Source organism: Paenibacillus sp. CF095, assembly GCF_900101225.1.
Lineage (GTDB): Bacteria > Bacillota > Bacilli > Paenibacillales > Paenibacillaceae > Paenibacillus.
Genome location: NZ_FMZN01000001.1, coordinates 217,846 through 231,263 on the forward strand (window position 1 = coordinate 217,846; position 13,418 = coordinate 231,263).

The 13,418-nt window shown below is 43.6% G+C and carries 11 protein-coding genes; 7 read left to right on the forward strand and 4 right to left on the reverse strand.

What is annotated here, in order from left to right:
• Nucleotides 1-295: 295 nt before the first annotated feature.
• Together BLS69_RS01020 and BLS69_RS01025 are read left to right on the forward strand one after the other, a co-directional pair.
• Nucleotides 296-2,230, forward strand: a complete 1,935-nt coding sequence (locus BLS69_RS01020) for an AAA family ATPase (protein ID WP_256332196.1) — start codon at nt 296-298, stop codon at nt 2,228-2,230.
• A gap of 9 nt (nt 2,231-2,239) precedes the next feature.
• Nucleotides 2,240-3,577 (forward strand): McrC family protein, encoded by a 1,338-nt coding sequence (locus BLS69_RS01025; protein ID WP_091027924.1) that lies wholly within the window; start codon nt 2,240-2,242, stop codon nt 3,575-3,577.
• 338 nt (nt 3,578-3,915) lie between these two features.
• Here the strand turns inward: BLS69_RS01025 and BLS69_RS01030 are convergent, their stop codons facing one another.
• A complete protein-coding gene (locus BLS69_RS01030; protein WP_091027926.1) occupies nt 3,916-4,521 on the reverse strand; it encodes a DedA family protein in 606 nt (201 codons plus the stop codon).
• Nucleotides 4,522-4,924: 403 nt separating this feature from the next.
• Here BLS69_RS01030 and BLS69_RS01035 point away from each other — a divergent pair, with 403 nt between their 5' ends.
• From BLS69_RS01035 to BLS69_RS01050, 4 genes are all read left to right on the forward strand, one after another.
• On the forward strand, nt 4,925-5,227 hold the full coding sequence (locus BLS69_RS01035; protein WP_091027929.1) for an AbrB/MazE/SpoVT family DNA-binding domain-containing protein: 303 nt from the start codon (nt 4,925-4,927) through the stop codon (nt 5,225-5,227).
• Nucleotides 5,224-5,559: a type II toxin-antitoxin system PemK/MazF family toxin gene (locus BLS69_RS01040; RefSeq protein ID WP_091027932.1), complete on the forward strand. Its 336-nt coding sequence runs from the start codon at nt 5,224-5,226 to the stop codon at nt 5,557-5,559. Before BLS69_RS01035 ends, BLS69_RS01040 begins: the two co-directional genes overlap by 4 nt.
• A 237-nt stretch (nt 5,560-5,796) precedes the next feature.
• Nucleotides 5,797-8,961, forward strand: coding sequence for a GNAT family N-acetyltransferase (locus BLS69_RS01045; protein ID WP_091027934.1), 3,165 nt, complete (start codon nt 5,797-5,799; stop codon nt 8,959-8,961).
• Complete coding sequence (locus BLS69_RS01050; protein ID WP_091027937.1) at nt 8,948-9,826, forward strand: amidohydrolase family protein; 879 nt, start codon at nt 8,948-8,950, stop codon at nt 9,824-9,826. Before BLS69_RS01045 ends, BLS69_RS01050 begins: the two co-directional genes overlap by 14 nt.
• A gap of 170 nt (nt 9,827-9,996) precedes the next feature.
• On the opposite strand, the gene BLS69_RS01055 is transcribed toward BLS69_RS01050, so the two are convergent.
• Entirely contained in the window at nt 9,997-10,953 is a 957-nt protein-coding gene (locus tag BLS69_RS01055) for a phosphotransferase family protein (RefSeq protein WP_091027939.1), read from the reverse strand.
• A gap of 97 nt (nt 10,954-11,050) precedes the next feature.
• Between BLS69_RS01055 and BLS69_RS01060 the strand changes: the two genes are divergently transcribed.
• Nucleotides 11,051-12,214: an iron-containing alcohol dehydrogenase gene (locus BLS69_RS01060; protein ID WP_091027941.1), complete on the forward strand. Its 1,164-nt coding sequence runs from the start codon at nt 11,051-11,053 to the stop codon at nt 12,212-12,214.
• A gap of 154 nt (nt 12,215-12,368) precedes the next feature.
• Here BLS69_RS01060 and BLS69_RS01065 read toward each other — a convergent pair whose 3' ends face one another.
• Together BLS69_RS01065 and BLS69_RS01070 are read right to left on the reverse strand one after the other, a co-directional pair.
• On the reverse strand, nt 12,369-12,794 hold the full coding sequence (locus BLS69_RS01065) for a hypothetical protein (RefSeq protein ID WP_091027942.1): 426 nt from the start codon (nt 12,792-12,794) through the stop codon (nt 12,369-12,371).
• A gap of 25 nt (nt 12,795-12,819) precedes the next feature.
• On the reverse strand, nt 12,820-13,236 hold the full coding sequence (locus BLS69_RS01070; protein ID WP_091027944.1) for a hypothetical protein: 417 nt from the start codon (nt 13,234-13,236) through the stop codon (nt 12,820-12,822).
• Nucleotides 13,237-13,418 lie beyond the last annotated feature (182 nt).

A 13,418-nucleotide genomic window follows, 5' to 3' on the forward strand; every position in this document is an offset into this window, starting at 1 on the left:
CATATCTTGGACATAAAGAAGAAATCAGTTGAGGATAAGGAGGGATGTCGTTCCTTTTAAAGAAGTCATAGAGAATATTGTAAAAGAAATTTAGGGTTAAGGGGGATGGGAAATTGATGAACAAACGCCATTCTGCTCTTATTTTACATTCTAACGTTTTTAAAATGCAGGAAAACTTCAGGTTGACTAATTCGTTATCTCAATGTGAGTTACTCATATCAAAAAATACATAATTATTATAAAAATTTATTAATTGATATTAGAGGATAAATTAATTGTTGAAAGGTGAATGTTAATGGCAGATCAGACCAAAGTGCAAAAAAAAGAATATACCAACTGGCTAAGACGAAAGAAGAAAGCAAACGGACAACCTTATTCCAAAGGTACTGTCATGCAATATGTGTCTGCTTTATCTACTTCACCTGCAAAGCTCTCGAATATTGAACTTGAAACGACTAATGTGTTCGAAATTGTAGATGTAATTCAGTATGGGAACATGAGAAAGGCCATGGAACAAGCAGAGAATTTTGACCTAGTGAACGAAAGGAGTAGTAATAAAGCTTTTCAATACAGTCTTATTTATTATGAGGATTTTCTAAGAGAGCAACTAGGTTTTGAAACTGCTTCGAGCCAACAGAACGAACATTTGAATACTGCGAAGGGAGACTTAATTATGCATTCATCCAAAAATCAGATGCTAGACAAGAATACCATCCTATATGGACCACCAGGGACAGGGAAAACCTATCATACTGTTCTATATGCTATTTCCATTATTGAAGGTAAGCCGTTAAATGCCATTCTACAAGAAGAAAAGGCTAACGGTTATAGTCGAATCAATGAGCGGTTTGAAGCGTACAAGGCGAATGGTCAGGTGGTATTTACCACTTTTCATCAATCATATGGTTATGAGGAATTCATCGAAGGGATCAAGCCAAGGATAGTATCTGAAGAATTAATGGATTCTGAGATTGGAGAAGTAGCTTACGAGATTGTACCAGGAGTGTTTAAAAGCTTCTGTGAGGCAGCTGAAAAACCAATTGTGCAACCTAGCAACGACTATGGAATCCGTAAAGAACCAACAATCTGGAAAGTATCCTTGGGAGGGTCCAAAGAGAATCAAGTTAAAAGAGACTGTTTCAATAACAACAGGATTCGTATTGGATGGGATACTTATGGCGAAATCCTTACCGAAGATACGGACTTTAGCCAGCATGGAGGAAAGATGATTCTTTCCCGTTTTATGAATGAGATGCGTCACGGCGACATTGTTTTAGTCTTGTACGATGAAGAAACCATAGATGCTATTGGTGTGGTAACGGGAGATTACGAATGGCTTGAAGAAATGCACGATTATAAGCGTTCCAGGGAGGTAAACTGGTTAGTTAAGGACATTCGAGAGAACATCATGGAATTGAACGATAACACAGTTATGACTCTAGGGTCAGTTTATAGGTTGAACCGAATTACGCTCTCAGATGTTCTTGATATTTTACAGCGTCAACAGTCTAGTCATGTAGATTCCGTGATTCAGAAGAATAACAAAAACTATGTGTTTATCATGGACGAGATCAATCGCGGAAACATTTCCAAAATATTTGGCGAACTTATCACATTAATAGAGCCTAGTAAACGAAAGGGAATGCCGGAGGAAATTATGGTGAAATTACCTTATTCACAAGAATACTTTGGTGTTCCGAGCAATGTATACCTCCTAGCGACTATGAATACGGCAGATCGTTCAATAGCTCGACTGGACACAGCGCTGCGCCGAAGGTTTTCATTTGCCGAAATGATGCCGAACCCTGATTGTCTTGATCCAATAGAGATTAATGGTGAAGTGTTGGACCTACCAAAGATGTTGGATTCAATGAATAGGCGAATCGAGGTATTATACGATAGGGAGCATGCTGTAGGGCACGCATACTTTTTTGACTTGTACAAAGAACCAACCTTAGAGAAGTTAGGGCGTATATTTGAGCATACGATCATTCCACTGCTTCAGGAGTATTTTTATGATAACTATGAAAAAATCCGCCTTGTATTGAGTGACAATAATAAGCTAAAATCTGAACAGTTTATTATGATGAGTGAGGTTAATTTAAATGAGTTGTTCGGTAGTATGGGCGATTTTGATTTGGATGATACTTATACTTATACAATCAATCGAGCTGCGTTCAGTCAATTTGAAACCTATCGGAAAATCTATGATTACAATAGCTCTAAATAGGGTGTGAAGATGAAAAAAAGACTACTTAACAACAACGCCAAAATTACCAAAGTTTCGATGAAAGAATATGGTTTCTTGTGCAAGAATACCAAGGGGATTTCTCTTGGTTACCAATGTCTAGAAGAGTCGACTTTTGATCGATTGGAGCAATTCATTCTGGAAAATAGAGGGGATAAAGGGGTGGCGGAACCCCTAGAGTTTATGACGTTATCCAGCAAGAGGGGGATCGGAAAAGTTATTAGTGCCAAGAATTATGTGGGAGTAGTCGCTATGAAGGATGGTACCCAAATTGAAATACTACCGAAGTTATATTCTCGGAATGACGAGAGCTCCGAAGCACAAACGAAAAGTGTGTTCATCCAAATGCTTCGGTCCATCAAGGGTATTCCTTATAAACAATTCAGCACTACAAGCCTTCAAGCGGAGAAAAACAATTTATTGGATATTTTCATCCGCATGTTTATAGAAGAAACAAGAACACTAGTTAAACGCGGATTGAAATTGGACTACCAGGAGCGTAAGGGTAACGAGTCGTTCTATAAGGGGAAGTTGCAAGTTTCCGAGCATATTAAGTATAACGCTTCTCACAAAGAACGCTTTTACATCGCATATGACGAGTATAGTATCAATAGACCTGAGAATCGACTGATTAAGATGACGATAGAGTTATTGCTGCGGTTTAGTAGGAGTACAGCAAATCAGAAGGACTTATACTCGTTACTGGCAGTGTTCGATAACATCGAGATATCAGGTCAACTAGAACAGGATTGGGCTCGTATTTCAACGGATCGATCCATGAAGGATTATCAGACGATTCTTGAGTGGTGTCGCTTATTCCTGTCAGGTCAAAGTTTCACACCATTTAAAGGGGAAGATTTAGCTTGTGCCCTTCTGTTTCCAATGGAGAAGGTTTTTGAACGATATGTGGCTGAAATTATAAAGAAGATGATTGTGCACCCTTATGTGCAGATTAAGACACAGGATCGAACCCACCGTTTGTTCGATAGTCCGCAGAGATTCCAACTAAAACCTGACATTGTTGTTCGAGGTCCATCTGGAGTTGTAGTATTGGATACAAAGTGGAAGCTGCTTTCTACAACCCCGGATTACGACATTTCACAATCAGATATGTATCAAGCATATGTTTACAGCAAAAAATATAATGCTACCAAGGTTTATTTGCTTTATCCCTGGACTCCTCAGCTTTCAATGATAAAACAACCTATCATTTATGATAGTGGGGACGGGGTAGAAGTAAGTGTTTCCTTTTTGGATTTGAGCCTTGGCAAATCATGTGTAGATGTGCTCGCTATTGAAATACAAAATATTGTTCTTGGTAATGATTGAAATTATGTATAGTATAGGTTTATTTATAATTAACCAAATCAAATTTAAGGATAATGAATCTTTGCTGAATTGATTTCAATTTATAAGGGTGCAATTGATAAGCAACATTTGCGTTGGAGTCAGTTGTTTATATTTTTTGATTTCTATTAATTGTATGATTTTGGTTCAAATGAAGTATTTGTATTTATAAAGGCCCACTATGGTTTTTTGCAGTCTAAACAAAAGCCCCGCTGATCCTTTACGATCAGCGGGGCATTACATCTATGCTCACAAGTATATGATCAACAAACGTAGTCTCAAACTATCCATCTTATTTTATATCCTTACCTTAGCAAAACCTATGACTTATTCAAAGCCGTTCTTCTTTTCCAACGTTTCAAAAGCACATACAATCCAAAAGCGCCTAAGAAAACCACCGCTGCCGGAACGATATAAGGCTTAACAATCTCGTCCACGTGCTCCCATTGAGAGCCTAATTTGAAGCCTAAGTAAATGTACAATGAGGTGATCGGAAGCATGGCCAAGAATGTAAAGAGACTGAATTTAAACACATTCATCTTCGCCATACCACAAGGGATGGAGATCACGGTCCGAATGCCGGGTACAAAACGTCCATAGAAAGCTACCCCGCTGCCATATTTCTCAAAGAACGTATCGGAAGCGTCCAGATGGTGGGGGCGAATCAAGAAATATTTGCCGAATTTTTCGACCATCGGCCTGCCGCCGTATCGTCCCAGGGCATACAACGTCAGAGGTCCGAACGTTCCACCTACGGTACCAGCGAGTATTGCCAGCCAAAGCTTCATATCCCCAAGATACACCCAATACCCCGCCATGGGCAGTACAAGTTCAGCGGGTACGAATTCAAACGACAAGGCAATGACCAGACCTGCGTATGACAAATCTTTAAAAAAGAGTATAAATTGCGTGATCCATTCTGTCATGCTTTCCCTCCATGAATCTATCTTTTTTATATATAAAAGAAACACTCCTGTACAAAGAGTAACAATAGCGAATAGAGCTTGTCAAAGTTCGCAGGAAAGGCCATTTCAGGACACACTGCGGCAATATGTTTACCCATACATAAGGGTTGAATGGATTCATTGACACTTCATACGGAAGTGGATACCGAAGCGATGATATATTATTCTCTGAAAATGCTTCCAATTATAGTGTGATAAAACTATCACTAGCTTCTTCACCATCCTGTACATAAAGAGAAGGAGATCACGACATGACCGAAACTTCGATTATCGACCAGATCCATATTATGGTTGAATACAATGTATCCTTTTATTGTTTCATGTATATCATATAGATATACAACTGTAGGGAGGTGAGGTATAATTGGAGCATCAATCAAACGAGAGGCGTGGGATTGCCATGACTACAGCCACACTTAGCAAATGGGGAAATAGCAGTGCAATTCGCATTCCTAACCAATTGCTTAAGCGTCTTAATCTGGAAGAAGGCTCGGAAATCGAGATTTTGGTGACAGAAGATAATGAATTGTTGTTGCGTCCAAAAACCAAGCCTGTAGAGTCCAATGAGGAACTACGTAACCATCTAAAGACTTTGCTCTCTAAAGTGAAACAGGATACAAGACATGAAGAAATAGACTTTGGTACCGAAGGGAAAGAGTTACTTTGATTATTCCCAAACGAGGCGATCTGATATGGCTTGACTTTGATTCTCAAGCGGGTCACGAGCAAGCCGGGAGACGACCGGCTATTGTTCTATCGGAACTTGTATTCAATGAAATAACGGGTTTTGCCGTTGTATGTCCCATAACGAGCCAAGCCAAGGATTATCCTTTTGAAGTTACACTACCAGAAGAGCTGCCATTTTCAGGTGTTGTTTTGACGGATCAGTTGAAGAGTCTTGATGTGCGGCAACGACGTATCCAAATTGCGGGGCATGCCGAACCAACCTCTGAATTTATGAAATCAGTTCTACGCAATGTCCGTTCTATATTGGCATAATTGAAAATTAGTAGCTGATCATATTCCTAAATCCACGTCTAACTAAAGACGTGGATTTTTTCTTTCATGCCTAAATAGATTCGTCCATCCTTGACGCTTCTAACAAGAGCTTCCGAAAGGCACATATAAGTTGGAAAGAAAGATTTTTAATTCTCTGAAAATGCTTCCAATTATAGTATGATAAGACTATCACTAGCTTCTTCACCATCCTGTACATAAAGAGAAGGAGATCAGAACATGACCGTAACTTCGATTATCGACCAGATCCATATTATTGAATACGATCCCTCTTATGCTGCCGCACTCGCGGATATGTGGAACCGTAGTAATGAAAGCTGGGGAGGTGGCACCAACCTTAGAACAGAGGAAACAGTTCGCCGGGAGATGGAGAGTTCGTCCAATCTTTATGCATTTCTAGCTGTTCATGAGAAAGAGGTTGTTGGCTTCTGCAGTTTTGCTCATTACCGCTATGACGAGAGAGCACTATATGTACCGCTGCTTAACGTACGCCCCGACTATCACGGTTACAAGGTTGGACGCAACCTGATCCTGAATGCTGTGCGCAAGACCGTGGAGGCCGGATGGCCTCGCCTGGATCTGTTCACGTGGGCAGGGAATACGAAGGCTGTACCGATGTACAAGAAATGTGGATTCTTCTGGGAGAAAAAAGATGACAATGTGCATCTGATGAATTTCATCCCTACCATCTTGCAGACCGAAGCACTTGCTCCTTATTTCGAGGAGTTAGATTGGTATGCAGACAGCACGCGTGAACTCGTCATCGAGCCGGATGGCCGACGGGAGCGTGGTTTTGATTTCTTTGACTACACGTGGAAAAAGGGAGATGTCTCCCTGCGGGCTGAATTTGAAAAGTCGGGTCGCGGGCTGACTGCCCTCGAAACACCGGATTACGAAATCTTCACAGAGGTTGATGATCATGATCTGGTTTTCGGTTCCAGCTATAAGGTTCGCTATCGCATTAAGAACACTTCTGCGTCCGAACTGGCGGTTGAGATCAAGGGTGAGGATAACAAAAACATTCGATTTGCGCTGGACGTTGCACGAGCAGTGGCTCCGGGAGAAACCATCATCGTGGAAGGTGAGTTTCACCTTGATCCAATTACAGAGGAACAGAATAACAATAAGACCCATCCCGTTGTTGCCACCACATGGTTAATCAACGGTAAGAAAGCGGAGTTCAGGTTAGGTATTGCCCCGAAATTCCCGGCCAAGATCAAGACCATCTTGCCCGTGAAGGAGCTCTATCCAGGCATCCCGGCGGAATTGGTTCTGAACGTGGAAAATAATGTGGATGCAGAAACGGAGTTCAGCTTGAACCTGCCTGAGGATGAATTCCTGGAATGGGCGGAGCGTTCAGTTCGCTTTACGGTGCCTGCCAAAGGCAAAGTGTCTGTACCTGTGCCCTTCACCTTGCGTTCATATGGTCTCTATTCCCAAGAGGTAGAAGTGACGGCTGTCCCAGTGGGGCACCATGAGATCTCTTTTACAAGTAAACTTTCTGTACTGATGAAGGGAATCGAAGGGAAATATGGCGGGCAGATTGAGGATCAATGGGTGGCTGTTAATGGTGCATTCTCTATTCACATGAGCAAACAAGATAATAACATGTGGATTGAATATCCGGGCTCCCGTCATTCGTTCTGGTGGACTTATCCGAAGCTGGGTAAGCCGTTTGCCGAAGAGTTATCCAAGAAACAAGCAAAAGAAGTGAATATTTATGCCGAAGGGGAACGTCAGGTTCTTGAAGCACTGTATGACTCGGAGGATTTCCCTGGCTTGCAGATTAAGTCCGTGGTCAAGCTGTCTGCGAATGGAATCGCCGAATTCCACCACGAGGTTGAAAATACACGAGACACCGCCTGGGGGGACCTGTACCTAATGAATAACTTCGGTTTCTACGGAAACCAGCTAATTCTACCGTACCAAGGCCGTTTTGTGGATATGGGAGATTCTTACGCTGGCGATCCGAGTCATTGGGACAGTTCGCAGATTACGGAAAACTGGCTGTTTTGCAAGGAAGAGTACGGCGCGTGCGGCATCTATTGGGACCCTTCTCTGAAGCTGCTTCGTCCGGAATACACGCTGGGGTTGCAGCATGAGCTTGGACGTTTGGAAGCTGGGGCCGTTGTGCGGACCAAGGCAACTGTATATGCTTTGAATACGTTTGCCAAATGGACGGATTTCCGTGCGTTTGCACGGAAGCAGCGTAACCCGATCATTCCGTTGCTGGACAGTCATCTGGATCTGACACTGAGTGAGGGGAATCCGTTTGCCCCGGATGTGCTGCAAGCAACGTTGACTGAACATAAACTGGTTTCGCTTGCGGGCAAGCTAGAGCTGTATGTACAGCAGGGTGGCAAACCGGAGGTTATGGCCAATGTGAAGGAATTCAATCCGGAGCAGAATCTAAACTCTGCCAAGCTGACATTTTCACCAGACGAAGCGGACCGAGACCAGCACGTGAGTGGTTGGAAAGTTCGTGGGCTATATCGGGGCGAAGATCGGATTCAAGAGCGAACGGCCCTTTGGTTCCCGCAGAGCGGAACAGAGGTTAAGCAGATAATTGAAGAAGGTTCATCTGGACCAGTGTACACCGTAGACAATGGAGTATTGTCGATCTCCGTTGCCCCTGACTTCGGGAGTGTAGTACACTCTCTGAAAGTTGCAGGAGAAGAATGGCTGGACAGCTCGTACCCTGAACCGGCTCCACGCTCGTGGTGGAATCCGTGGTACGGCGGGCTGGGTGTTGGGGTTCCAGGCATGAATGGCTTCAGCCGTCAGTTGGAACAGAGAGCCGCTTCCTGGACAGAGCAGAAGGATCAATACGGTAACGTCTGGAAAGGCATAAAGCTGACCACCCGAATTGAGAAGCACGAAGCGAATCGTGGGATCACGATCCACCAACATTATCTGATGCTGCCCGGTGTTCCTGTGCTCTGCACCCTGCTTGAAGTGACAAACGAAAGCGGCCTGACGCTGACGAATTACTCGCTTGCGGAGGAACGTTTCCTCCAGCCTTCATCTGTCTTTGCGGAAGGTTGGATTGAGCAACCGGGTAAAGATCGATTCCCGCTAGGAAAGGTGGATGTGGGCCTGCCACTTGAAGACCTTTTGCGAGTCGGATCGGTTTCGCGTGAGAACATGCTGCATGCGGTCCATCGTTACCCGAATCAGAGTGCATGGGCTTTTGCTAATAATCAGGTGACGGGTCTGCACGTGAATCATCATCTGACACTCCATCAGGGAGAAACGGTCTGGACGGAGCCGACATATCTTGTTCTGGGACCAATCCCGCTGAGTTCAGCGGATGTGCATGACCTTCTCAAACTGAATTTTGCAACTTCTACCGATGAAAAGGAGGCTCCACATGCCGATCATTGATATTCATATCCACCTGTCGGACATAGACAGCTTTCACCGAACAGCGATTGATCTGTCCAAAGTGGATTACTCTGCCGCTGGTCTTAAAGCGGAGTTTGATAAGAACGACGTCATTCTGGGCATCGGAATGGGGGTTACGGAGCAGACAAAGGGATCGTTCCCGGATTCCAGTTCCCCTAACCCGATGGGACTGGACCTGGAAGAGAAGGTTCCGTCATTCCTCATGGAATGTGTCGGGATCAATCCCAATGCGCTGGACGGTAAAAATGCTCAGGACGAGCTTGACCGGATTGAAGCAAGACTGCAATCCCCGGAGGTAGCCGGAATCAAACTTTATGCCGGATACTATCATCACTATGTGTATGACAAAATCTATACTCCGGTCTATGAACTCGCAGCCAAGTACAACTTGCCTGTGGTGATTCATACAGGAGACACATACTCTATGAACGGGTTGCTCAAGTATTCGCATCCGTTGACGGTGGATGAATTAGCCTTGCAGCAGCGCGGTGTGAACTTTATGATCTGTCATCTGGGTGATCCTTGGGTGATGGATGCAGCCGAAGTGGTGGCGAAGAATCCTAACGTGTATGCGGATTTGTCTGGTCTTGTGGTGGGGGATCGGCCTCATTTTGAACGGTTCATGAACGAGCCTTTATTCATGGATCATTTCCGCCGGGCGTTGGTCTATTCGGATCATTACGAGAAAATGCTGTTTGGCACCGACTGGCCGCTTGCGCCCATCGATCTGTATGCCGAATTTGTCCGCCGACTTGTACCGGAGCAGCATCATGATAAGGTATTCTACGAGAATGCCTTTGGGCTGTTTCCACGTATTGGACAGCGGATTGCCGACCTGGGTTAGAACCTAAGTACCGAATTCTTAATATCTGAGGGGATGTAGACCATGTATGTTATGGAAGCATGCGATGGTTATATTGGATCCCTGTGATGTAAGCTCCTGCCACTTTGCTGGCAGGAGCTTTTTTTGTCCAGGAAAACAGTGAATTCGTCTTACTAATGTGGAATGAGGGATCAGGCGAACAAAGGTTGAGTCACCATTTTCATATACTTTTTTAAGTCGTCTTTTGCATGTGGGTACTGTTCCCAAACCCCAAGGTTCCAACTCATATAACGGATGCCGAGATATCGGGATGCCAGGGAGAAGTACTTTTCAAATTGATGTTGTGGAATATCGTATCCGTGAGAACTTAGGGCCTCCCGATAGATCTCAACTTGTTTCAGATGTGTACAGCGTAGAGGGATATCAAAGAACAGGGAGCCATACCTTGCTTCCTCCCAATCGATAAAATATACATCTTCATTGTTGTATACCAATACATTGCCAGGATTCAGATCATTATGAATTAACGTATGTGTGTGTTTGTCCTGGATAAGTATTTCAAGATCATCTACGATGTTACTTGCTACAGCTTCAATTTCCGAAATGAGCGGTGATCCAAATTCTTCAATGAATGATGGACTTTCTATGGCGTTTTTCCACGAAGGTCTCCAACGGTTTTCCATCATTTCGATGATATGAGATCGATCCACATTAGATATCCAGGGCAGTTCTTTTTTCAATCCCATGTTCGTTCCGTGTATGTAAGCCAGTGCTCGTAATTCTTTATGCTGAAGCAGATCCATATCCAGATGACTATAATCGGTTTGGTAGTCCACATCCTGAATGCAGATCAAGCTTCGATCTTGAGTATGAGGTTCAGTTGATAAACTAAAGGGTACATTGGCACCCTGTAAAAATAATCTGGACAAGGCAGAGCGTTCAATGAACGTGGCCTTCTTTGTTACGAAAGAAATATCCTTTTTCACACCATTTATAAGGAATTCAATATGATGTCGAAGCAATGCAACAGCTTGAGATCCCGCACCGATAGGGTTACTTTTAATACTTTGAATGTGAATATCCGAGGATACATATTGATTAATGGTTTGTTTTATTAAATGTTGTAATGTGACAGACTCCATACTCATCGGTTATCTCCTTCTTGCCTGTATTTGTTTTTACGAATAAAGAGAACTATAATGGTGGATGCACAAAATTTCAGACTTTTTTGGAGGAACATACGTAATGAGATCTTTTCAGTTTTATAATCCGACCCGGCTGATTTTTGGCAAAGGGCAACTTCAAGCACTACAGACCGAAGTTCCAAAATACGGAAAACGTATTTTGCTTGTATATGGTGGTGGAAGCATCAAACGCAGCGGGCTGTACGATCAGGTAATCAGCCAGTTGAACGAAATCGGAGCAGAGGTTACGGAACTCGCTGGAGTAGAACCGAACCCCCGTCTGTCTAAGGTTCATAAGGGCGTAGAGCTATGCAGAACACATAACATTGATCTGGTTCTTGCGGTTGGCGGCGGCAGTGTACTTGACTGCGGGAAAGCCATCGCAGTAGGAGCCAAATACGATGGAGACATGTGGGATGTTGTTGTGCGCGAAGCAACCCCGGAAGGTGGACTTCCGCTGGGTACAATTCTGACAATGGCAGCGACAGGCTCCGAGATGAACAACGGTTCAGTAATTACGAATCAGGACACACAGGAGAAATGGGCATGGTTCAGCGAGTATTCTTTCCCGGCGTTCTCCATCCTTGATCCGGAGTACACATACACCGTACCACTGGATCAGACGGTATACGGCATGGTGGACATGATGTCTCATGTGTTTGAACATTATTTCCATCTGGATACCAATACACCGGTTCAGCTTGGATTCTGTGAGACGATTCTTCGTACCGTTATTGATACGGCCCCTCGTCTGATCAAAGATCCAGAAAACTATGAACTGCGCGAAACCATTCTCTACTGTGGAACAATGGCGCTTAACGATGTCCTGAATATGGGTCTTGCCGGAGATTGGGCTTCTCATAATATTGAACATGCCGTGTCGGCTGTGTATGACATTCCCCATGGGGGAGGCCTTGCGATCCTTTTCCCACACTGGATGAAACATAATCTGGATGTGGATGTAGATCGATTCAAACGTATGGCCGTTAATGTATTTGATATCAACCCTGCTGGAAAGTCGGACAAACAAGTTGCTGAGGAAGGCATTCAAGCGCTGCGTACATTCTGGACTTCAATTGGTGCCCCTAGCCGTCTGGCGGACTATGACATCGACGACAGCCAGATTGATGTGATGGCTGATAAAGCGATGCGATTTGGTCCGTTCGGATTCTTCAAGAACTTGCAGCGTGAAGATGTAGTACAAATTTATCAAGCTGCACTGTAATTGTAAATCTCACAATCACTTTGTATAGTGAGTCATATTAAACAAGGACCTTCCTGTATTACTTAGGAACGTCCTTGTTTTTTTATTATGACATCATATCGTGTACTCTCCACCGTTTATCTGGACTTCAATGTCATGTGATCTCCTTTTCGAATTAATCCTTCGGTTCAACTACGGCTTCATTGACAGGGGTATCCTTTCGTTTCAGATACAACTTGCTTGGACGATGCAAGAGCACGATAAGCAGGGCGAAGAGATGAATCAGGGTAAACAGGTTACTCTCATTCGGAATGGCAACGAATAGCGCCAGACTCAGAAACGTCACGGTGAGCTTGAACTTTCTTTTGGTGATGAATATAACAGCGAGCAGGCTGGGACCGATGATAAACAACATTCTGGCTGAGATTACGCCAGAGGCGTAAGCCAGATCATCTCCTTTGCGTAAGAAACCCAGATAGGCCTCCATATTCTGGTTGAAGTCAATGAGGAACACGATAAAGGACACAATCACGTAGATCAGTTTTACACTTAATAAAATGCGCACGACATTTAATAGCGTAGGTAATGCTGTTTTTACCATATCACTTCTCCTATTCTCTTCGAACCTATAACCGCAGATTCTTCTGGTTGTATTCTTCCCGAGAGCTTTCCTGCTTCAGATACACCTTGCTGGGCTTGTGGAGCAGCAGCGTAAGCAACATAAAGATGTGCAGCAAGACGAGAAAATTCTGAAAGAAAACAACGCCAAAAAATAAGGCCAGGCTCATAAATGTAATTGTTAGCTTATAACTTCGTTTGGAGATAAATACGATAGTCAGAATTGGGGGAACCAGAACCAAGAGCACACGGAGCCCGATGCTTGTAAAATAGGCGATCTGATCAGATAGCGGAAACGCGGAGTAATCCGCACTATTACGGAATAGATCTGCAATAAGGAATGTCATGGAAATCCCAATGAAGATGGATTGTACGCCTAACAGGGCACGGATAACATTTAATAAAGTAGGAATTTTCGGATTCAATGCGTTGTCCCTCTTCCTGCACGATAAGTATTTCATATATTATACGATGTTGATGTCATATTTTGTATTAACCCAAAGTCTTCATTTTCCAATCGTGTGCAGTGGCCTTTGACCTAGTATAACTGGGGAAACAGCTTACAGATTATTTGATATCGACCGATATAAAGTAGATACATAGAATT